This window comes from Nakamurella antarctica, from assembly GCF_003860405.1.
In the GTDB taxonomy this organism is placed as follows: domain Bacteria; phylum Actinomycetota; class Actinomycetes; order Mycobacteriales; family Nakamurellaceae; genus Nakamurella; species Nakamurella antarctica.
This window is the reverse complement of the sequence record NZ_CP034170.1, coordinates 3,179,983-3,202,443: the sequence shown is the minus strand read 5'-3', so window position 1 is coordinate 3,202,443 and position 22,461 is coordinate 3,179,983. Positions and strand designations below refer to the sequence as shown.

Sequence of the window (22,461 nt, the reverse complement as noted above, 5' to 3'; positions counted from 1 at the left end):
GTGGGACAATTAGCGTCGACGACGTGCTCACTCACGAACCGTCACGGTCAACGATGACTACGTGCGCGCCTTTGCCCGGGGAGCCACCGCTTGACCAGGTTGAACTGACCAGATCCGGACCGGCGACCCCGGGCCGGTTTTGGCCCTGACGAAGGAGAGAACATGACTGGTACGTCAGATTCGAAAGCCGGCGATGAGCATGGCACCCAGCGCGATACCGACGACGTGAGCGTCGCCGAGGCCGCCGCACGGGGAACCGCTGGTACGTCGGCCCTCCCATCGCCGCACGAGGTGATAGCGGGCCTTCGAGCCATCAATGCATCCCCCAACTTGGTTTCGATGTTGAGCCCCGAGGGCGTGCTTTCCCAGCACCCAGACTTCCCGCTGGAGGTAACCACCGATCTGGTGAAGAGTCTGTACCGCGATATGTGCCTGGTGCGCCGGTTTGACCGTGAGGGCAACGCTCTGCAACGACAGGGTCAGCTTGGACTGTGGGTCCCCCTGCTGGGCCAGGAAGCAGCCCAGATTGGGGCGGGCAGGGCGCTGCGGTCGGCGGATATGGCCTTTCCCTCCTATCGCGAGCACGGAATCGCTTGGTGTCGCGGCGTGGACCCGACCGAGCTACTGGGAATCTTTCGAGGCATTGACTTCGGCACGTGGAACCCCGCGGAAAAGAAGTTCAATAACTATTGCATCGTGATCGGTAATCAGGTCCTCAACGCTGTGGGATACGCGATGGGCCAAAAGCTGGATGGAGTTCTCGGCGACGACGACGCGGCGGAGGCCACGATGACGTTCTTCGGCGACGGGGCCACCAGCCAAGGTGATGTGCACGAGGCGATGGTGTTCGGGGCCGCTTTCAACGCCCCCGTCGTCTTCTACTGCCAAAACAACCAGTGGGCAATTTCTGAACCAGTCGAAAAGCAAACGCGCGTGCCGCTTTTCGCTCGCGCAGCGGCGTACGGGATCCCGGGCATCAGGGTGGACGGCAATGATGTGTTGGCCTGTCTTGCTGTCTCGGAGTGGGCGATGAACGAATGCCGGACGGGCAACGGTCCGGTGATGATCGAGGCATTTACTTATCGAATGGACGCCCACACCACCTCGGACGATCCGAGTAGGTATCGGCTTGCTGACGAGACGCAGGCATGGAAGCTGCTGGACCCGATTGAGCGAGTGAAAGCCTATTTGGCGCGCAACGGACTTGCCGATGCCACCTATTTCGACGAGGTCCAGGCGGAGGCGGACGAGCTGGCCGCACGGTTTCGCAAACACTGCATTGAACTTGAGAGTCCAGGACCAGAAAGGATTTTCAGCAAAGTGTATGCCGAGCAGACGCAGCAGCTTCGTGACCAGGAGGCGGCGTACTTGGAGTACCTCGACGGATTTGTTGACCCTGAGATCTCGTCAACGGAGTCAGTTGCTGGTGCGCAGGCAGGGGCGCGCTCATGACGAGCACGGCACCCAACAACTCGACGATGACGCTGGCGAAAGCGTTGAACACCGCGCTGCGCGACTCGATGGCGGAAGACAACAAAGTCCTGATGATGGGCGAGGACGTCGGTAAGCTCGGCGGCGTTTTTCGAATCACAGACGGTTTGCTAAAGGATTTTGGCGAGCATCGGGTGATGGACACGCCGTTGGCCGAGTCTGGGATTGTCGGCACCGCAGTGGGTTTGGCGATGCGCGGCTATCGACCGATTGTCGAAATCCAGTTCGACGGATTCGTGTTTCCGGGATTCGACCAGATTGTGTCGCAGGTGGCCAAGGTGACCTACCGGTCGCAGGGTGCCTGGAAGATGCCGTTGGTGATTCGCATCCCATTCGGCGGTGGCATCGGCGCCGTGGAACACCACTCCGAATCACCCGAGTCCTTCTTCTGCCATATTGCAGGTTTGCGAGTAATGGCCTGCTCCAACGCATCTGACGGCTATCACATGCTCAGACAGGCGATAGCGCTCGACGACCCCGTGGTGTTCTTCGAACCGAAACGGCGGTATTGGGAAAAGGGCCTCGTGGATGTCACAGCCACGTCGGAACACAGCTTGCGCACTGTATTGCGCAGGACAGGAACCGATTGCACCGTCGTCTCCTACGGGCCATCGATGGCGGTTGTCCTGGCCGCCGCCGCGGCCGCAGAGACGGAGGGGCGGAGCTTGGAAGTCTTTGACCTGCGGTCGCTTTCGCCGCTCGACCTTGACCCGGTAGTGGAGTCGGTGCGCAAAACGGGCCACCTGGTGGTGGTGTCCGAGGCGCCGCGTGAAGCATCCATCACCTCCGAAATTGCTGCCAGGGTGACCGAGGAGGCGTTCTACTCCCTCCAGGCTCCCGTGATTCGGGTAGCTGGCTTTGACACGCCCTACCCACCGAGCCGACTCGAGGCGGATTACTTGCCGTCGTTGGACAAGGTGCTGGAAGCTGTCGACCGTTGCGTGGGGTTCTGAGATGGCTATCGAATCTTTTAACCTCCCCGATGTCGGCGAGGGACTGACTGAAGCGGAAATCCTCGGGTGGCGGGTCGCCGTGGGGGATCAGGTCACCATCAACCAGATCATCGTGGAGATCGAAACAGCTAAGGCATCGGTGGAGTTGCCCTCGCCGTACGCGGGGACGGTTACAGCGTTGCTGGTCGCGCAGGGCGAGACCGTAGATGTGGGAACACCCATTATCCGGGTCGAAACTGGCGGTGCGGGGACCGGTGCGAGTTCGTCACTCGTGGACGTGCCCGGGTCTTTGCTCGAACTTGCAGAGGCGACCAGTGCTTCGGCTGCAGCGGTGCGGGCCGCAGAAGTAACCGGTGCAGAAGTGACCGGTGCAGAAGTGTCCGGTGCTGAAGTCTCCGGTGCTGAAGATGAAGACGCCGGCACCAAGATCGGTGAGATGACAGCTGACGGCAAGATCGCCACGCTGGTGGGATACGTGGCCGCCGAGGGAGCGACTGCGCGTCGGCCGCGACGCGCAGTCGCTGCGCCCTCCGTGATGCCCGGCGTGATGCCCGGAGTGGTGCGCGCAGTGCTGCCCGCCGCGCGCCCCACGGCAAGAGTGGCGAGTGCAGAAGTCGCGACGGCTGCTCCCGCGGTCGCTGTTGCGAAGAGTGGCAGCGTGCATCTTGCTGCGCCCCCCACCCGCATGCTGGCCCGCGAACTTGGTGTTGATCTAGCCTTCGTTTCTGCGACGAGGCCAGATGGCGTTATCTCGCGACAGGATGTGCTGGCCGCGGCCGGTTCACCCGCATCATCGTCGGAAAATACAGCCCTGGCCGGAACTGCTCTGCAGGGGGCTGCTGGCCTGCAGACCCGGGTGCCGATCAAGGGCGTCCGCAAAATGATGGCCGCGGCAATGGTCTCCAGTGCATTCTCCGCCCCTCATGTCACAGTGTTCCTCCAAGTCGACGTCACCGCGATGATGCAACTGCGCGACCGGGTTCGGTCGATGCCCGATTTTGCAGGCCTCAAGCTGACCCCGTTGGTTTTTGTGGCCAAGGCGGTGTGTCTGGCCGCGAAGCGGACTCCGGACGTGAATGCCTTCTGGGATGAGCAGGCGCAGGAGATCGTGTACCAGGACTACGTCAACCTCGGCATTGCGGCGGCCACCCCGCGGGGGCTGATCGTTCCCAACATTCCTGGCGCCGACTCGTTGACCGTGAAGGAACTAGCGCAGGCGCTCGTCGAGCTGACCGACACGGCGCGGGCGGGCAAGACCTCTCCCGCGCAGATGACGGGCGGCACCTTCACTATCAGCAATGTTGGAGTACTGGGTGTCGACACGGGGACGCCGATCATCAACCCTGGCGAGTCGGCAATTCTCGCGCTTGGCTCCATCAAAGATGCCCCGTGGGTGTTCAACGGCGCGCTGGCAGTCCGCAAGGTCTGCCAGTTGGCGTTGTCGTTCGACCACCGGGTGGTGGACGGTGAGCAGGGGGCCAGGTTCCTCGCCGACGTCGGCGCAGTGCTGGAACACCCTGGCATGGCGATGCTGTGGTGACGGGCTAGCCAGCCGTCGACGGTGTAGCTACGGCGAATGACGGGACACGGCGCTGCCTGCCCTGATACGTTCACAGGCGTCATCAACGACCCTTTTACAAGAAATAGGACAGATACCGCTATGCGCCTGCTTGTCACCGGTGGTGCCGGATTTATCGGCTCGAACTTCGTCCAGCAAACGGTCCGGGAACGCCCCGACGCGGAGATCACCGTGCTTGACGCGATGACCTACGCCAGCAACCTCGGCTCGCTGACCGAAGTGGCCGACAAGATCAAGGTTGTCGAGGGCGATGTTGCCGACGCCGCCCTGGTCGACTCCTTGGTGGCTGAATCGGACGTCGTGATCCACTTCGCAGCTGAGTCGCACAACGACAACTCGCTCAACGACCCGTGGCCGTTCGTGCAGACCAACATTATCGGTACCTATTCTCTGCTCCAGGCGGTGCGTAAGCACGAGGTCCGGTACCACCACATCTCCACCGACGAAGTGTATGGCGATCTCGAACTCGACGATCCGAACCGGTTCGACGAGGAGACCTCGTACAACCCGTCGAGTCCGTATTCGGCCAGCAAAGCGGCTTCCGACATGTTGGTGCGGGCGTGGGCCCGGTCCTTCAACGTGCAGGCCACCATCTCGAACTGCTCCAACAATTACGGACCCCGTCAGCATGTGGAGAAGTTCATCCCGCGGCAGATCACAAACGTCATCGACGGGGTGCGGCCCAAGCTGTACGGCAATGGCGTCAACGTTCGCGACTGGATCCATGTGGACGATCACAACTCCGCCGTGTGGGCGATCGTCGATAAGGGCCGCATCGGGCAGACGTATCTGATCGGCGCTGACGGCGAACAGAACAACCTGGAAGTGGTCGGGATGATCCTGGAGCAGTTCGGCAAGGCCAAGGACGACTTCGACTTGGTGACCGACCGCCCCGGCCACGACCTCCGCTACGCCATCGACTCGTCGCTGTTGCGCTCCGAACTCGGTTGGATGCCGAAGTTCACCAACTTCCGTGACGGCCTGGCCGATACCGTCGACTGGTATCGCGCCAACGAGCCGTGGTGGCGAGCGCAGAAGTTGGCGACCGAGAAGGTGTATGCCGCGCAAGCGCGCTAACTCGGTTCCGCTGGAGTGCGGGTGGTTCTGCGGCCAAAGTCGCAGGGCCGCCCGCATTTTTTTCGTCCGTATCTGTGACTGGGACTTCGCATCTGTGACGGGGACTACTTCTCGTGGAACAAAGGTGAGCCCTGACACTCCATTTTTCACCCGAATCGTCCCCGAGACGGCCCTCTCGCCGGATGATCAATGGCGTGTGACTCAGTTCACCGGAAGATCGGGTAACGAAGGGCCCCTCGGCTACGTATATATCTATGTAAGCAACATTCAGCACCACAAAGAAAAGGAATTAACATGAGCAGCCTTGCGAAGGCCTTCCGTAGCCACCGCGAGATTTCCCGCAACCGCCGCGCAGTTTCCCGCGCGATCGATCTTGCGTCGACCCCCGCGATGCGCGACGAGCTGATCCTGATCGCTCAGCGCCAGGGAAGTTTCAACCGCTGAGCCATTGCCCCAGCAGGAGGGCGTTCTCTTCGATGAAAGACTTTTTCTCGAAGATGTAACGGATCCCCTGGGAGCACCGATATACCGAATGACCCCGGATTGTTGCCTAACCCCCGACTTGGCAGCCAACCGGGGTCATTCCATTTCTCGGCCCCTATCAAGTGAGTTCGCCCAGACACTCATCGCTTCTGAATTCGGCCGTAGACGCTGCCTACACTTTGCTACCCATCAGGCGCGCCGCCGACCGGCCGGCTTCGGTAAGCCACCGGACCGGGTCAGCGATGGAAGCCTCCGACGATCCGGCGAGATCTGAGACGCAGACCCCGCGGACGCCACGAGGAATTCTTGCCGCCACTTGGCCCGCGATGATGATCACCGTGCTGGGATCGACTAAGGTCAGAAGGTTTCCGATCACCTTGCCGGTAAGCGAGGTGTCGTCGAAGCGTCCCTCGCCCGTGATGATGAGGTCTGCGCCTTCCAACTGCGCTCCCAGCCCCGTCAATTCGGCAACCCGCGCGGCGCCCGGGACCAATCTTCCCGCAGCGCCCGCCCACATCATCAAGCCGAACGCGGTGCCACCGGCAGCGCCAGCCCCAGGGATAACAGCCAAACCCAGGCCTTGGAGAGAAGAGTCTGCGCGGGCGCCGTCAGAAGAATCATTCTCAGAACCGCCGTTGGCTGCGAAATCAGCCTTGGAGTAGTCGCCATCAAACGCGTCGGAAGCAGCTCCGTGTGTGGTCAAAAAATGTGCGAAGTTGTTCAGCGCGATGTCGAGTACCTCGACCAGCTCGGGATCGGCGCCCTTCTGTGGCCCAAATACTGCTGCCGCGCCAGACGCGCCCAGCAGCGGAGCAGTGACGTCAGTGAGGAGTTCGACGCCTCCTTCGGGGGCTGCAACCATTTCAGAGTCGTCAATTCCGAAAAGCCAGCTCAGGGCTTCACCGCCGTCGGGGAGGGGTTCATCATCAGAATCAAGCAGAACCAATCCAAGAGCTGCGAGTGCGCCGGCGCCACCGTCGGTCGACGCACTCCCGCCCAGCCCAATGTGAAGGCGCTGGGCACCGGCGTCTAATGCTGCTCTGATTACCTCGCCGAGTCCCCGGCTGGTAGCCCCTGCTGCATCGAGGTTCTCCATCACGGCCAACCCTGACATCTGGGCCATCTCGATGACGGCGGTCCCGTCGGGAAGTACTACGTATTCACCGGTCACCAGCTGTCCGTCTGGCCCGGTGACATCCGGAACTATGACGGTGCGGCCACCTGTGCCGATGGCAGCCATCGTGCCCTCGCCGCCGTCGGCCTGTGGGCAGCAGACGATGTCGTCATCTGGCCTGATCTCGCGCCATCCAGCGGCGATAGCGTCGGCCACGTGCTTGGCTGGGAGGCTGCCTTTGAAGGAGTCGGGGGCAATCACAATCCGCATGTCGGGCTCCAACTCTGGTAAGCACCGGGTGCCTCGCACCCGGCTGAGGTTTCAGTCAGTATGGCTGCCCGGCACTACGCGGCACCCGTCTGGGCACTTCGGACCCGGTGAGGGCGAGCTAGGATCCGAAATTCGAGCCAGAGCCGCCTGCCTCATCACACGCGGCCTCGCATGTCGACGGAACTTGCTCGGTAGGTCGCCCAAGCGGCGAGCAGCTCCGAGCGGGGCGACTGCGGATGTTCGGCGTGCCAAGTTCGCGTAAACCGATTGAATTCGAACTGGCGATCGATTGCCATGTTTCTGCTGCCGCGGGTGCTTTGCCAGTGGTCAATCGCATCGCCCAGTGTCTGGGTCCCGTCGGTGGCAGCGAAGAAATGGCGCATCGCGGCGTCGAACCGAAACGCGGGCCCGATCTGCTCGGTGAAAAACTGTCGCACGTTCTGGCTACACCGCTGACCGATGGGTATCACTGAAGCCGTCGTGAGTTGCGGGCCGAGTTGGCAGCGAGCCGCCGGGAGTTTGGCGGTGGATTCGGGAAACGGCACGCCGTCGAGATGTGCAGCGATGCGATCAGTAAGGACTTCTTTGCTCCCGTGGGAGCGGACGCCCAGAAGTCGAGCGAAACAGATCAACTCGTCCTTCAGCCAGTACCATCTACGCAATTCCCGCCCGCTCAGGGTGCGCTCCAGGAGCGGTCGTGGTAATTCCTGCTCGGCCATCTGCCGAATCTAATCGGGACCACCGACACCAAGCTGCAATCCCCGTCGACGCTTACCGCTCGGCCAACTGCGGAATGGTGAGCAGGCAGACTCCGGGCGCAGCGAATGGCTGGAGTTCGATGCCTTCTGGGTCTTCGTCGTGCGCCATCAGCGCACCGCGGACAAGCCCGAGGTGGACTGCGCAAACCACGTCCGGCTGCCGATAGGCGATTTCCAGGAGCGGGCACCGAGTCAACCGCACCTGCGTGGGGTGCGCGCGATCGACCTGCGGAGAATAGCCCACCTGATCCAGCAACACGATTACCTTGGCAGCGGCCCGCGTGCTCGCGTTGCTCGCTACCGGGTGCTCCTCTACGAGCGTGCGCCCCCAGTGCTCCCCTGCGCTGACGGCGGTCCCGGTGGGATCCGCGCTCGTGGTGGCAATGCTCATGGCAAGAGTAGCTGCGAGCCCCGCGTACTCCGAGGAAGCACCGCGCCCGGTGGCGTAATACAGCCAGGCGGGCCGCCCGCGACCGGAGGGATTCGACTGCTGCCTTCCGCACAGGCCGCGACGCACCAAGCTAGCGAGATGTTCGCGCAGGGTGTTTTCGTGTAATCCGGACAATTCCACTAGTGCGGCAATGCTCACCGGTGTGCTCTGGGCTCGTAACTGCTCCAGCAGGGTCGACCGTGATTTCGACAATCCTCGCAGGGCCGACCAGGGGCGGGCCCCGAAGCCCGGATGCGCGCGCGTGCTATTTTCCACGGAGTTGATACTAGTAAAATCTGGGATCTAGCAACAGTCTCGTCGACACCGTTCACGGGCTGGAGTGTGGGATTTACCCGGGGTTGTCTTCTTGCCAAACCCGCCGCCTGGGATCGACACCGAGGAGCAGCTGATGCCCACTACGAATGCCAGCACCACGCACCAAGCGAGTCCCGTTACATCCCAACAGTCGACCCCCTCGCCGTGGTTGATGCTGGCCCTGGCCACCGTCGGATTCGCGGTGAACTTTTGGGCATGGGCATTGCTCAGCCCGTTGGGGCCGGTTCTGCGCGATAGCGGAACGCTGGGTGAGCTCAGCGCTTCCCAGCTCTCGTTAATGGTCGCGGTTCCCGTCATTGTCGGATCGGTGGGCCGGATCCCGGTCGGCGCGTTGACAGATAAATACGGTGGGCGGGTGATGTTCGTAGTGATCTCGCTCGTTACCGTCATCCCCGTCTTGTTCATTGGCTACTTCGGCCAAAGTAGTTACGGCGCACTGCTGGTGGGCGGATTCTTCCTCGGAATTGCTGGCACGTCGTTCGCCGTCGGGGTGCCCTTCGTCAACTCGTGGTTTCCGCCAGCGAGGCGCGGTTTGGCAGTGGGCATCTTCGGCGCGGGCATGGGCGGCACCGCCATCAGCGCACTCACCACGGTCAAGCTCTACACCAACGTGAACGACACCGCGCCCTTCATGATCTGCGCCATCGCGCTGCTCATCTTCTCCGTGGTGGCCTGGATGTGGATGCGGGATGCGCCGGGCAGGACGGCCCCGACTGCGTCGTTGATCAGCCGCGTCACTGCCAATGCGAAGTTGCCCATCACGTGGCAGGCCAGCGTTCTCTACGCGGTCGCCTTCGGCGGTTACGTAGCGTTTTCCGTCTACCTTCCCGTCTATCTCAAGGTGGCGTATCAACTTTCACCCAGCGACGCCGCCACCCGGATGGCCGGCTTCGTGGTCTTGGCAGTGATCATGCGGCCGGTGGGTGGGTGGCTCGCAGACCGGTTTGGCCCGATCCCCGTGCTGTCAGCAGGGTTTGGCGTGGTCGTGATCGCAGCTGGCTTCGCGTCGGGAACCCCGGTGCTCGAACACGTTGGTACGGCAGCGTTCCTGGCGATGGCTGCAGCGTTGGGGTGCGGCACTGGAGCGACTTTCGCCCTCATCGCCAAATCCACCGATCCCGCCCGGGTGGGCGGGGTCACCGGCCTTGTGGGAGCGGCGGGCGGCCTCGGCGGGTTTGTCCCGCCACTTCTGATGGGCTTTATCTACGGGCAGACAAAGTCCTATTCCATTGGGCTGTGGCTATTGTCGGCCACGGCCGCAGCGGCACTGGTTCTCACCTTGACGATCGTCCGCCGCACCGAAGAGAGTTCCGTTAAAGGAAAGGCCACCGAATGAAGGACCGCACGAAACAGGCTCAGGGCTCAACAACTGTTGCTGGACTTGATGGTTCGGTCAGCGATGCGTTGGTGCGCACGCGTCGATACTTCACCAAGAGCAAGGTTTCGCCCGACCTGCGGACGGTCCTAAAAACGGGGGGTCGTGAGGCTGATGATTTTTACCGCGACCGCTGGAGCCACGACAAGATCGTCCGCTCCACCCACGGCGTGAACTGCACCGGGTCCTGTTCGTGGAAGGTGTACGTCAAGGACGGCATCATCACCTGGGAGACCCAGCAGACCGACTACCCCTCTGCGGGGCCGGATTCGCCCGAGTACGAGCCGCGCGGTTGCCCGCGCGGTGCGGCGTTCTCCTGGTACACCTACTCGCCCACCAGGGTCCGCTACCCCTACGTTCGCGGAGTACTGCTGCAGATGTTCCGCGAGGCCAAATCCCAGCACGATGGTGATCCCGTGCGCGCCTGGGAGCACATCGTGGAGAATCCCCGTCGCGCGAAAGCCTACAAATCTGCCCGCGGTAAAGGCGGTCTCGTGCGTGCCACGTGGGAGGAGTCCTGCGAGATCATCGCTGCCGCCCACGTGTACACGATTCTGAAGTACGGCCCGGACCGTGTGGCCGGGTTCTCGCCGATTCCGGCGATGTCCATGGTGTCGCACGCTTCTGGCGCCAGATTCATCAACCTTATCGGGGGCTCGATGCTGAGCTTCTACGACTGGTATGCGGATCTGCCGGTCGCCTCGCCACAGGTTTTCGGCGACCAAACCGACGTCCCGGAATCCGGCGACTGGTGGAACGCCGGGTATCTCATCATGTGGGGATCGAACCTCCCCGTTACCCGTACCCCCGATGCGCACTGGATGACGGAGGCGCGGTACCGCGGGCAGAAAGTGATCGCGGTCGCCCCGGACTACGCCGACAACGTCAAGTTCGCCGACGAGTGGTTGCCCGCCAAACCTGGCACTGACGGCGCGCTCGCGATGGCCATGGGCCACGTGGTGTTGAAGGAGTTCTTCGTCGACCGCGACACTCCCTACTTCACCCACTACGTCAAGACCTACACGGACCTGCCGTACCTGGTGTGCCTGGACGAGGCCGGCGAAGGCACCTTCAGTCCCGGAAAGTTCCTCACGGCAGCTGATCTCGCAGAAACGGCGTCGTCTGCAAATGCGGCCTTCAAGACAGTGCTGATTGACGCTGCCACGGGTGAACCCGTGGTGCCGAACGGATCGCTGGGCCACCGCTACGGCGACGCCGATGTTGGCAAGTGGAATTTGAACCTCGATGGGGTCGACCCGCAGCTCACGTTGATCGATGCCGAACACGAGGGCGTGCGGGTGCACCTGCCCCGGTTCGATTCCCCGGACGGATCAGCGGGGCAGCTGCCGCGGGGTGTTCCGGCCAGGCGCATCCAGGGTCGTTTGGTGACAACAGTTTTCGACCTGTTACTCGCCCAGTACGGTGTGGGCCGAGAGGGTCTGCCTGGCGAATGGCCCAGCTCGTATGACGATGCCGATGCGCCGTACACCCCGGCGTGGCAGGAGCCTATCACCGGCATCCCCGCGGCCACCGCCGCTCGGATCGGACGCGAGTTCGCCGCGAACGCCGAAGAATCCAAGGGCCGCTCGATGATCGTCATGGGGGCCGGTACCAACCACTGGTTCCACTCCGACACCATCTACCGCGCGTTCCTCACGCTGACCAACGTGACCGGTTGCCAAGGTGTCAACGGCGGCGGCTGGGCGCATTACGTCGGCCAGGAAAAGGTGCGGCCGCTCACGGGCTACAACCAAATTGCGAATGCACTTGACTGGAACCGCCCGCCGCGCAACATGATTCAGACCGCGTTCTGGTATCTGCACACCAATCAGTTTCGCTACGACCAGTTCAGTGCGGACACCCTCTCGGCAACCCGTGGGCCGTCAGTGCCCGGCCAGGACGGGCCCGCAGCGAGTAGCTTCGCGGGCAAAACCACGGCGGATGTTATCGCACAAAGTGCGCGCATGGGCTGGATGCCGTCGTACCCCACGTTCGACCGCAACCCGCTCGAGCTGAGCGACGAGGCTGCGGGGGCGGGTAAGCCGGTTGCCGAACACATTGTGGAGCAACTGAAGTCGGGCGAGCTTTCGTTCGCCTGCGAGGACCCGGACGCGAAGCAGAACTATCCCCGGGTTCTATCGATCTGGCGGGCAAACCTGCTTGGCTCCTCCGGAAAGGGTAACGAGTACTTCCTGAGGCACCTGTTGGGAGCGGATTCTTCGCTGCGGGCGAGCGAAACGCCGCCGGAGCTGCGGCCAGCAGATGTGAAGTGGCGAGAGGAAGCTCCGGAGGGCAAACTCGACCTGCTGATGACGATCGATTTCCGGCAGACCAGCACGACTATCTTCTCCGACGTGGTGCTGCCGGCGGCGACCTGGTACGAGAAACACGACCTCAACACCACCGACATGCACCCCTTTGTGCACTCGTTCAACCCGGCCATCGCGCCGCCGTGGCAGACCCGAACCGACTGGGACGCATGGCAAAGCATTGCGGCAAAGTTTAGCGAGTTGGCAGCCATCCACCTCGGGGTTCGCACCGATGTGGTCGCCGTCCCGTTGACGCACGACACGATCGACGCGATGGCGAACCCGCACGGCGTGGTACGGGATTGGAAAGCTGGTGAATGCGAACCGATCCCGGGCGTGACGATGCCGAAGCTGGTGTCCGTCGAGCGGGATTACGGCGCCGTCTCCGACAAGATGAATGCTCTCGGGCCGCTCGCCGACACACTCGGCGCCACCACCAAGGGTGTCACCTTCGACGTCACCAAAGAGGTTGAGTACCTGCGCCGAAAGAATGGGGCCGTCCGCGGCGGTGTCGCGGACGGAAGGCCCTCGCTCAAGCGCGACATCTTCGTCTGTGAAGCGATTCTCGCGATGTCGGGAACCACCAACGGTCATCTGGCCACCCAGGGATTCCGGACGTTGGAGAAGCGGACCGGGGTGAAGCTGGCGGACCTGGCTTCCGAACACGAAGGGAAGCAGATCACCTTCGCCGACACCCAGGGGCCACCCGTGCCGGTGATTACGTCGCCGGAATGGTCGGGCAGCGAGACGGGCGGCCGCCGCTACTCCCCGTTCACGATCAACGTGGAGCGGCTCAAGCCGTGGCACACCTTGACGGGGCGAATGCACTTCTATCTCGACCACGACTGGATGTCCGAGCTGGGTGAGAACATGCCCATTTACCGGCCACCGCTCAACATGGCGGCGCTGTTTGCCGAACCGGAATTGGGCAACATCGACGACGGCTCGACCGGCGCCGTCGAGGGTCTCACCGTGAGATACCTTACGCCGCACAACAAGTGGTCTATCCACTCCGAATACCAGGACAACCTGTTTATGCTTTCCCTGTCCCGGGGCGGCCAGAACATCTGGATGAGCGATCGCGATGCGGCGAAGGTTGGCATCAAGGACAACGACTGGATCGAGGCGGTCAACCGCAACGGCGTGGTTGTCGCGCGTGCGATCGTGTCGCACCGGATGCCGGAAGGGACTGTGTACATGTACCACGCGCAGGACCGGCTGATCGATGTGCCGCTCGCCGAGACCTCCGGAAAGCGTGGCGGTATTCACAACTCGTTGACCAGGCTATTGATCAAGCCGTCGCATCTGATCGGCGGCTACGCGCAGTTGTGCTTCGCTTTCAACTACCTGGGGCCCACCGGCAACCAGCGAGACGAAGTCACCATTATTCGCAAGCGATCACAGGAAGTTGTGTACTGATGAGGGTTATGGCGCAGATGGCGATGGTGATGAACCTGGATAAATGTATTGGGTGCCACACCTGTTCGGTGACCTGTAAGCAGGCCTGGACCAACCGCACCGGTACCGAGTACATCTGGTTTAACAATGTCGAAACCCGCCCAGGGCTGGGCTACCCGCGAACCTATGAGGATCAGGAAAAGTGGGAAGGCGGTTGGGAACTCAACAAGCGAGGCCGGCTCAAGCTCAAATCCGGCGGTCGTTTCAAGAAGTTGATGACCATCTTCTCGAATCCGAAACTGCCCTCCATCAACGAGTACTACGAGCCCTGGACGTACGACTATGCGACGCTGACGGACGCCCCCGCCCAGGAGCACACACCGGTGGCACGGCCGAAATCGCTGATCACCGGCAAGGACATGAAGATCGAATGGTCCGCAAACTGGGATGACGACCTGGGAGGCGCGACCGAGACCGCGCACATGGACCCGATGCTCAAGAAGATCGCCGACAAGGTGAAGTTCGAGTTCGAACAGACCTTTATGTTCTACCTTCCACGGATCTGCGAACATTGCCTCAACCCGTCCTGCGCCGCTTCGTGCCCCAGCGGTGCGATCTACAAGCGTGAAGAAGACGGCATTGTCCTTGTGGACCAGGACAAGTGCCGCGGCTGGCGGATGTGCGTGTCTGGCTGCCCGTACAAGAAGATCTACTTCAACCACAAGACCGGTAAAGCCGAGAAATGCACGTTCTGCTTTCCGCGCATTGAGGTTGGTTTGCCGACGGTGTGTTCGGAGACCTGTGTCGGTCGCCTGCGATACATCGGCCTGATGCTCTACGACGCGGACAAGGTGCTGGAGGCAGCAGTAACCCCCGACGAAGAAGATTTGTACGAAGCGCAGCGCGGCGTGTTCCTCGACCCCAACGATCCGGAGGTAATCCGCGAGGCCGAGAAGGCCGGCATTGCAAGGGATTGGATTGAAGCCGCTCAGCGCTCGCCCATCTATGCATTGATCAACCGCTTCAAGGTTGCGCTGCCGCTGCATCCGGAATACCGCACCATGCCGATGGTCTGGTACATCCCGCCGCTCTCGCCCGTCATCGACGTGGTGCGAGAAACGGGAGAGGATGCCGAAGATAGCAAAAACCTGTTCGCAGCCATCGATGCCCTCCGGATCCCCATCGAGTATTTGGCGGAACTCTTTACCGCCGGCGATGTCGAACCGGTGGATCGGGTGCTGAAAAAGATGGCAGCGATGCGCAGCTACATGCGGGATATCAACATGGGGCGCGAGCCCAACGCAGCTATCCCTGCTTCCGTCGGAATGACGGAGGAGGAGATGTACGACATGTACCGGTTGCTCGCGATTGCCAAATATGACGAGCGGTACGTCATTCCCGCGGCGCATGCCGAGCAGGCGCACTCTCTGGAGGAGCTCGCTACGGAGTGCTCGCTGGACCGTGACGGCGGCCCAGGAATGGGCGGGTCCGGACCGTTCGGCGAAGGGTCCGGTGCGCCGACACCGCTTGCGGTGGAAAACTTCCGGATGCTCCAGAATCGGCAAACCTCCGAGTCAATCGTCGACCCGGGCGACACCAAACGCCGGGTGAACCTTTTGAACTGGGACGGCAAGGGTTCTGCAACCGGAGTGTCGGCATCGAAACACGATCACTCGTGAGGTCGAAACGGGCCGCTGGTGGAATGACGAACGACCAGCGCGCCACCGCCTGGCAGGCAGTCTCGTTGCTGTTGGACTACCCCGACGAGACGCTGGTGTCTCAAGCCGCGGTGCTGCGAGCCGCGGCCGAAACTCTGCCGGTAGCAACGGGTGACCCGCTGCGCCGGTTCCTAGACCACTTGGTTGCTACCCCGCTGGCTGAACTACAGGTCGATTACGTGACCACGTTCGACAACCGCCGTCGCTGCAATCTTTTTCTCACGTATTTCGCCTATGGGGATACCCGAAAGCGCGGGATGGCATTGCTGCGGTTCAAGCAGGTCTACATGGCCGCTGGCGTTGATCTGGGCGACATCGAGTTACCGGATCACCTCTGCGTCGTTCTCGAATTCGCTGCCACCGTAGATGGTGAGCAAGGGCAACAATTGATGCTCGACCATCGCGCTGGGTTGGAATTGCTCCGATTGTCGTTGCACGACATCAAATCTCAATGGGGTCACCTGCTTGACGTGGTCACTGCCACGTTGCCAGCGCTGCGCGGCGATGAGCGCGATGCCGTCCGCCGATTGGCCGCAGAGGGTCCGCCGGAAGAAGAAGTGGGTCTCGCGCCGTTCGCGGCTCCATCCTTCAGTCCGAACGCGCCCTCTTCCACCGCTGGCGCTGGCCCGCGTCCCACATCCCTGCCCATGCCGTCGTTTCCGGGAGCTCGCTAATGGACGAATTACTCTTTGTGGTGTTTCCCTACATGTGCGTCACAGTCTTTGTGGTGGGGCACTTTTGGCGCTACAAATACGACAAGTTCGGCTGGACTACCCGCTCTTCCCAGTTGTACGAATCTCGCCTGCTCCGGATCGGAAGCCCGCTGTTCCACTTCGGAATGCTCGGGGTGGTGGGCGGGCACATCATCGGGATATTGATTCCGTTGTCGTGGACGGAAGCGGTGGGAATCACCGAGACGATGTATCACGTGGCGGCCATCGGTGGCGGTCTGCTCGCCGGCCTCATGACGGTCGTCGGTATGGTGATTCTGATCTATCGACGTCGCACTGTCGGCCCGGTTTTTTCTGCGACAACCGTGATGGACAAGGTGATGTACGCGTTCTTGTTCGTCGTCATCTCGCTCGGCATGTGGAATACGATCGCCGGCTCCATCTTGACCATCGGCGGCGAGTACAACTACCGCGAGGGAGTCTCGGTGTGGTACCGGTCGTTCCTGGCCTTCCAGCCGGACGCCGGACTCATGGCCCAGGCGCCGTTGGGCTTCCAACTGCACGCGCTGATCGCCTTTGGTCTGTTTGCGCTCTGGCCGTTTACCCGGCTCGTCCATGTATTCAGCGCGCCATTGGGCTACCTCACCCGGCCCTACATCGTCTATCGCAGTCGCGACAGCGCGAGTATTGGCAGCCATAGTCCGCGGCGTGGGTGGGATTCGAAGTAGTTTTTTTCAGAGTCCGTAGGTCTCCAGCAGCCGAAGCCACACTTCGTTCATCGTCGGGTATGCCGGTACCGCATGCCACAACCTGTTAAGAGGTACCTGCCCGACGACGGCAATGGTTGCGGCGTGGATCATCTCGCCCACTTCAGGGCCGACGAAGGTGACACCGAGCAGCACTTCCGACTCGGTGTTCACGACCATGCGGGCCTTGCCTTGGTAGCCATCCGCGCGTAATGCCGCGCCGGAGACGTTACCGATCTCGTAGTCCACGACCTTGACCTTGCCGGGGTGCTGCGCCTCCGCCTGTTCTGCGGTGAGACCCACCGAGGCCACTTCGGGCTGGGTGAAGACGACGGACGGGACGGACGCAATGTCCGCGGTGGCAACATGTTTACCCCACGGGGCGTCGTGCACCTCGTGGCCCAGGGCTCTCGCCGCAATCACGTCGCCGCAGGCGCGGGCCTGGTACTTGCCTTGGTGGGTCAACAACACCCGACCGTTGGCGTCCCCCACGGCGTAGAGCCAGCCACCCTCGACCCCTTCGACCCGCATGGTGTCGTCCACGTGTAGGTACCGACCTGGTTCCAGCCCAATGACGTCGAGTCCGATATCGCCAGTTGCGGGCGTCCTTCCGGTTGCGACGAGAAGCTCCGCGGCGGTGAGAGTTTCGCCGGTGGAGAGTTCGATGATCAGGCCGTCGTCGGTGCGATCCACTCTGGTCGCTGCAGCGGTGAGGATAGTGACGCCCGCCGCGCGCAAGGCAGCCGCAACCATCTCGCCAGCGAACGGCTCCATGCCGCCGAGCAGCTCGGAGCGAACCAACATCGTGACGTGTGAGCCGAAAGCCGAGTAGGCAGTGGCCATTTCGCTGGCGACGACACCGCCGCCGATGATGACGAGTGAGGCTGGCACGGTGCTGGAGCTCGTTGCCTCGCGGCTCGTCCACGGCTTCGCATCGCGTAGGCCCGGGATGTCGGGAACGGTGGCGGTGGTGCCGTTGCTGACCGCCACTGCATGACGCGCTGTAAGCAGGGTGACCTCGCCGTCTGGTCCGGTGACGGTGACTTCCCGAACCCCGCTGATTCGTCCGTACCCACGGATCAATTCGATCCCGGCCCCCTGCAACCAGTCGACCTGACCCTTGTCGTCCCAATTGCTGGTGAAAGAATCGCGCCGGGTAAAGACTGCTGTGACGTCAAGCTCTCCGGTTACCGCTTCCCTGGAACCCGCCAGGTTCTTGGCCGCGTCCAGCGCCATTACCGACGTGATCAGCGCCTTTGACGGCATACACGCCCAGTAGGAGCATTCACCGCCGACGAGCTCGGACTCGACGATCACTACGCTGAGCCCACCGCGATGGGCCCGGTCAGCGATGTTTTCACCCACTGCGCCCGCGCCGATAACGATGAGATCACAAGTGGCATCGAACATGGTGAAGCTCCTGAATTTCTAGGTTTGCGGTGCTGGTGGGGAGTTGGGTTTCTGGTGGGGACTCTTTGCTGGCGGGGACTGTTTGCTGGCGGGGACTGCAGCCCCCACGGGGTCACGGGCGAGACTTTACGCGGCAGGGTGCGAGGGTCAGATCTCCGTCATATGGATGTGGTACCACCTGACCGCTGAGAGCGGGCCAATGTTCCCAGATCCTGACTTAGGGCTAGCGACCGACAGCCTGGCCCACCTGGGCGGCGACCCATTCGGGGCGTTCCGTCAGGTCATGCCAGGTAAATCGGAGCACGATCCAGCCAGCCAATGTCAGCGCGTTCTGCTTGTCGCGGTCTTGCTGGAACCGGTCGGGCTGGTGATGCCAGGCCCAGCCATCGATTTCTACAATTAGCCGAGCAGTCGCGAAGACGAAGTCGGCTTCGTAGTCGCGGCCCTGCACCCTAAGCCGTGTATTGGCCTTCCACCCGCAGATACCGCTCCCGCGCATGATTTTGATGAACAGTCGCTCGCTGGTCGCAGCGGCGCCATCGCTGGCTTGAGCCAGCAGCTTCCGCATCGCGGGGGAGCCGGTAATCCCCGAGTTGCGGTCTACCGTAGCGCGAAGTCCCTGCAGGGGCGTGCCGTTTTGCAGCGCGCGGTCCAGCACTGAGGAACCCACTTCCAGGGCCGTGAGGAGGACTGTCAGAGGCTTGCTGGTGATCCGGAGACCGCGATGATGTACCAGGTCAGAGCTATGCAGATTCCGCCTGCGCAACTGGACCCCGGGCTGCGCGCGGAGTTGGACCCGGTGCGGGATCGTCATCTCGACGCGAGCGGGGGGCGCCTCGATCACTTTCCACCACCAAGCGGCGCTGGATCCGGATAGAGCACCACGCTTTCCCACCCAGTAGAAAGCGGCTCGTGTTCGGGAGGCGGCGGTGTCGTCATGCGCCGCTGATCGAAACACTCCCGGCAGCAACCGAACCCACTCTCTACGCTGCACACGAGAATCCACCTGGTGATCAGACATTCCCCAGTAGGTGGCCTGCTGGCGCGAAATCACTCCATCTTGCCGACTAAGCAGGGTGGCGATAGTTGCGTCCAGATCCATCCGAACACCATCGCGCATGACGCGGTGATGAACTTCGGGTTATCCACAATGCAGATCTGGGACCATTAGCCCGCTCGCACCGGGCTAATGATCCCAGATTCCGTCTCTTGCTCCAGCCAGACCAGCCATCCCGCCAGTCGGCCCGGCCAGTCGGCCCAGCCAGCCGGCCCAGCCAGCCCAGCCGGCCAGCGTCTTTAGAAAGCCGCCTCCGGGATGTCCATCAGCGAGAGGTCAGCGGCTTCGATGATGGCTCGACGTGCAGTGATCTCTGGAAGAATATTGCGGCTGAACCAATGTGCGGAGGCGATCTTGCCGGTGTAAAAGTCCGCTTCTTTAGCGGAAGGTCCGGCGTCCAGCGCGCTCTGGGCAACGGTGGCTTGCAGCAGCAGGAGGTAGCCGATCAAGAGATCACCCGTGCTCATCAAGAGGCTCACCGCGTGCTCGCCGACCTTGTACAGGCTTTGGGGATCCTGTGCGCCCTTCATGGCATAGCCCACCAAGCAGGCGATGATGTGTTGCACATCCTCCAAAGCCGTTGTCAGGAGGGCGGTTTCTTCCTTGAATCGGCCGTCGGTGGCGTCGGCACTGCCGATCGCAGTGACAAAATCGGAGATCTCGGTGGCTACCACGGCCAGTGCTGCGCCGTTGTCCTTCACGATCTTGCGAAAGAAGAAATCCTGCGCCTGGATGGCGGTGGTGCCCTCGTAGAGGGTGTCGATCTTGGCGTCCCGAATGTACTGCTCGATCGGGTAGTCCTGTGTATAACCGGCACCGCCAAATACCTGGAGCGAGAGCGCCAAGTTCTCGTAAGCACGTTCGCTACCCACACCTTTGACGATGGGAAGTAGTAGATCGTTGACGTGGGCTGCGAGTGTCAACTCCTGCGAGGGCCCTGCCTCGGTGAGTGCGGCAACTTTATCCTGCCAGGTACCCGTGTAGAGGTAGGTGGCGCGGAGGCCTTCGGTGTAAGCCTTCTGCTTCATCAGGATCCGGCGCACATCAGCGTGGTGCATGATCGTGACGCGCGGCGCACCCTTGTCGGCGGCGTGCACCAAGTCGGCTCCCTGAACACGGATCTTGGCGTAGTCGAGTGCGTTGAGATATCCGGTCGAGAGGGTCGCGATTGCCTTGGTGCCTACCAGCATTCGCGCGTATTCGATGATGCGAAACATCTGCGCGATACCGTCATGCACTTCGCCGAGCAGGTAACCGACAGCGGGAACGTCATGTTGGCCGAACGTCATCTCGCAGGTTGTGGAGACCTTGAGGCCCATCTTCTTTTCCACGCCGGTGACGAAGACACCATTGCGTTCGCCAAGTTCGCCTGTGTTCCAATCGAAGTGGAACTTGGGGACGATAAATAAGCTCAAACCCTTGGTGCCAGGGCGGGTCTCGATGCCCTCGCCTTCCGGCCGGGCCAGCACGAAGTGAACAATGTTCTCCGTCATGTCTTGGTCGCCGGAGGTGATGAATCGCTTCACTCCGTCGAGGTGCCAGCTTCCGTCCGGCTGCAGAACTGCGCGAGTGCGGCCGGCGCCGACGTCGCTGCCCGCTTCCGGTTCGGTGAGAACCATGGTGGAGCCCCAGTGCTTGTCCACCATGGTTGACGCAATTGCTTTTTGCGCGTCGGTGCCGAGCAAGTGCACTGCGGTGGCCATTCCGGAGCTACTGGCGTACATAAATAGTGCGGGGTTGGCGCCTAAAATCAGCTCTGCCGCCGCCCACCGCAGGGATGGTGGCGCTCCCAAACCACCTAGGGCCGCAGGCAGTTCCATTCGATACCACTCGCCGTCGGTCATCACCTTGTACGACTTCTTGAAGGACTCGGGCAGCGTGACACTGAAAGTGGCGGGATCGTAAACCGGCGGGTTGCGATCGGAGTCGACGAAAGAAGCGGCGATGGGTCCGCTGGCCACCCTTTCGAGTTCGGTCAGCACACCTCGGGCGGTGTCTTCATCCATCTCGGAGAACTGCCCCTTGCCGAGTTCGGTGCGGCCTGAAAACACTTCGAAAAGGTTGAACTCGATGTCACGAAGGTTGCTGCGGTAGTGGCTCATGTGGATCGCTCCTCGGCGCAGTGGGTAACGGCTGCCTAGTGGGGGGAGGGGTAAATACGCGCAGATCGCACGGGGTTACCCACCGGTAGCCCCTACGGTATTACTGATCAGTAACTTGTGCAAGGTGCCCCTGCTGGTGCTACCCGAAGCGGCGCCGCACTGCGCATCAGGACAGGCGCGAAGGATCGCACCGAAGGATCGCACCTAAGGATCTCAACCCAACCGGAAGCAAGGTGCGTTGTTCGCCGCATTGCTGGATACAATCTGAACATCCCCATGGTTTGCGGGCGGACCTGTTCACCTCTATGTCGCATGCGTCAAGATCTGTTATCAGGAAGGCGTGGGTCGTGAGTAGTCAGCTGTCCGGATTTGACGAAGCACCTCGCCCCGTCGCGGAGATCCACTCTGTCGACCACGCGGATACGAAAACCTCCGCGGCGCAAGGCTTAGGGATTGAAGGTGACCCAGGAAGCCCCGAATACCTGAGCTTCCAGATGGCCGAGCTGGCTCGCGAATTGCAGTCCGCACACAACAGTGTCGCGCAGACTTTGGAAGCAATCACCACGGCAGCGGTCCAGACAGTTCCCGGTGCCGACTTCGCGTGCGTGACGGTGGTCAGCCGCAAACAGGATGTGCAAACTATTGCTCCTACCGACATCCGGGCTGAAAAAATAAACGCTATTCAGCAATCGGTGGGTGAAGGACCATGCCTGCAATCGCTGTGGGAGTCCGCCACTGTTCGAGTGGATGACTTGGATACCGACGTCCGTTGGCCCATGTTCGCCCTCGCCGCAGTGGATCTCGGAATTCGCAGCATGATGACGGTTCGTCTCTACGTGGAAAATACGGACCTGGGTGCACTAAGTTTTTACTCCGAAAAACCGAGCGCGTTCACCCCCGAGTGTGAGGCTGTCGCGGTGCTGCTGGCCACGCACGCTGCGGTGGCGCTGAACACAGCAGAGTTGGAAGCTAACCTCACAGCAGCGGTCGACAGCCGCGATGTCATCGGCCAGGCCAAGGGTATTTTGATGGAGCGCTACCAGCTCGATTCGGGCCGGGCCTTCCGGTTGTTGGTGCGCGTATCGCAAACTACCAACGTGCCGCTTCGTGAGGTGGCCGATGGTCTTCTCACCACCGGCGAAATGCCCACGGTGCACCGTGAAGAGCTTCCGGAAGCCTAAATT

The 22,461-nt window shown here is 61.8% G+C and carries 17 protein-coding genes; 11 read left to right on the top strand and 6 right to left on the bottom strand.

What is annotated here, in order from left to right; translation table 11 throughout:
* Positions 1 to 291: 291 nt before the first annotated feature.
* From pdhA to EH165_RS15555, 5 genes are all read left to right on the top strand, one after another.
* Positions 292 to 1,452, top strand: a complete 1,161-nt coding sequence (gene pdhA, locus EH165_RS14365; protein WP_124800550.1) for a pyruvate dehydrogenase (acetyl-transferring) E1 component subunit alpha — start codon at positions 292 to 294, stop codon at positions 1,450 to 1,452.
* The gene (locus EH165_RS14360; protein WP_124800052.1) at positions 1,449 to 2,444 is read left to right on the top strand and encodes an alpha-ketoacid dehydrogenase subunit beta; all 996 of its coding nucleotides are present in this window, start codon (positions 1,449 to 1,451) and stop codon (positions 2,442 to 2,444) included. The genes pdhA and EH165_RS14360 overlap by 4 nt, the downstream gene beginning before the upstream one ends.
* 1 nt (position 2,445) lies before the next feature.
* A complete protein-coding gene (locus EH165_RS14355; protein ID WP_124800051.1) occupies positions 2,446 to 3,984 on the top strand; it encodes a dihydrolipoamide acetyltransferase family protein in 1,539 nt (512 codons plus the stop codon).
* 120 nt (positions 3,985 to 4,104) lie between these two features.
* On the top strand, positions 4,105 to 5,100 hold the full coding sequence (rfbB, locus tag EH165_RS14350) for a dTDP-glucose 4,6-dehydratase (RefSeq protein ID WP_124800549.1): 996 nt from the start codon (positions 4,105 to 4,107) through the stop codon (positions 5,098 to 5,100).
* A 294-nt stretch (positions 5,101 to 5,394) separates the two neighbouring features.
* Positions 5,395 to 5,544 carry a hypothetical protein gene (locus EH165_RS15555; protein ID WP_164479256.1) on the top strand — a complete coding sequence of 50 codons (150 nt, stop codon included), beginning with the start codon at positions 5,395 to 5,397 and terminating at the stop codon, positions 5,542 to 5,544.
* Between the two features lie 211 nt (positions 5,545 to 5,755).
* Here EH165_RS15555 and EH165_RS14345 read toward each other — a convergent pair whose 3' ends face one another.
* From EH165_RS14345 to EH165_RS14335, 3 genes are all read right to left on the bottom strand, one after another.
* The gene (locus tag EH165_RS14345) at positions 5,756 to 6,967 is read right to left on the bottom strand and encodes a glycerate kinase (RefSeq protein WP_124800050.1); all 1,212 of its coding nucleotides are present in this window, start codon (positions 6,965 to 6,967) and stop codon (positions 5,756 to 5,758) included.
* A 155-nt stretch (positions 6,968 to 7,122) separates the two neighbouring features.
* On the bottom strand, positions 7,123 to 7,686 hold the full coding sequence (locus EH165_RS14340) for a DUF6434 domain-containing protein (protein ID WP_124800049.1): 564 nt from the start codon (positions 7,684 to 7,686) through the stop codon (positions 7,123 to 7,125).
* A 52-nt stretch (positions 7,687 to 7,738) separates the two neighbouring features.
* Entirely contained in the window at positions 7,739 to 8,431 is a 693-nt protein-coding gene (locus EH165_RS14335; RefSeq protein WP_206425989.1) for a helix-turn-helix transcriptional regulator, read from the bottom strand.
* A gap of 133 nt (positions 8,432 to 8,564) precedes the next feature.
* On the opposite strand from EH165_RS14335, the gene EH165_RS14330 reads away from it, so the two are divergent.
* Genes EH165_RS14330 through narI form a run of 5 tightly spaced genes read left to right on the top strand, consistent with a single transcriptional unit; the run spans position 8,565 to position 16,690 of the window.
* A complete protein-coding gene (locus EH165_RS14330) occupies positions 8,565 to 9,827 on the top strand; it encodes a nitrate/nitrite transporter (RefSeq protein ID WP_239020607.1) in 1,263 nt (420 codons plus the stop codon).
* The gene (locus EH165_RS14325; protein ID WP_124800048.1) at positions 9,824 to 13,594 is read left to right on the top strand and encodes a nitrate reductase subunit alpha; all 3,771 of its coding nucleotides are present in this window, start codon (positions 9,824 to 9,826) and stop codon (positions 13,592 to 13,594) included. The genes EH165_RS14330 and EH165_RS14325 overlap by 4 nt, the downstream gene beginning before the upstream one ends.
* A complete protein-coding gene (gene narH, locus EH165_RS14320; protein ID WP_124800047.1) occupies positions 13,594 to 15,252 on the top strand; it encodes a nitrate reductase subunit beta in 1,659 nt (552 codons plus the stop codon). Before EH165_RS14325 ends, narH begins: the two co-directional genes overlap by 1 nt.
* A 23-nt stretch (positions 15,253 to 15,275) precedes the next feature.
* Positions 15,276 to 15,965: a nitrate reductase molybdenum cofactor assembly chaperone gene (gene narJ, locus EH165_RS14315; protein ID WP_124800046.1), complete on the top strand. Its 690-nt coding sequence runs from the start codon at positions 15,276 to 15,278 to the stop codon at positions 15,963 to 15,965.
* Positions 15,965 to 16,690 carry a respiratory nitrate reductase subunit gamma gene (narI, locus tag EH165_RS14310; RefSeq protein WP_124800045.1) on the top strand — a complete coding sequence of 242 codons (726 nt, stop codon included), beginning with the start codon at positions 15,965 to 15,967 and terminating at the stop codon, positions 16,688 to 16,690. Before narJ ends, narI begins: the two co-directional genes overlap by 1 nt.
* 6 nt (positions 16,691 to 16,696) lie before the next feature.
* On the opposite strand, the gene EH165_RS14305 is transcribed toward narI, so the two are convergent.
* The 3 genes from EH165_RS14305 to EH165_RS14295 form a co-directional block, all read right to left on the bottom strand.
* On the bottom strand, positions 16,697 to 18,118 hold the full coding sequence (locus EH165_RS14305) for a dihydrolipoyl dehydrogenase family protein (RefSeq protein ID WP_124800044.1): 1,422 nt from the start codon (positions 18,116 to 18,118) through the stop codon (positions 16,697 to 16,699).
* Positions 18,119 to 18,341: 223 nt separating this feature from the next.
* Entirely contained in the window at positions 18,342 to 19,220 is an 879-nt protein-coding gene (locus EH165_RS14300) for an endonuclease domain-containing protein (protein WP_164479255.1), read from the bottom strand.
* Between the two features lie 194 nt (positions 19,221 to 19,414).
* Entirely contained in the window at positions 19,415 to 21,277 is a 1,863-nt protein-coding gene (locus tag EH165_RS14295) for an acyl-CoA dehydrogenase (protein ID WP_124800042.1), read from the bottom strand.
* A 347-nt stretch (positions 21,278 to 21,624) separates the two neighbouring features.
* Here EH165_RS14295 and EH165_RS14290 point away from each other — a divergent pair, with 347 nt between their 5' ends.
* Positions 21,625 to 22,458, top strand: a complete 834-nt coding sequence (locus EH165_RS14290) for a GAF and ANTAR domain-containing protein (protein WP_164479254.1) — start codon at positions 21,625 to 21,627, stop codon at positions 22,456 to 22,458.
* Positions 22,459 to 22,461 lie beyond the last annotated feature (3 nt).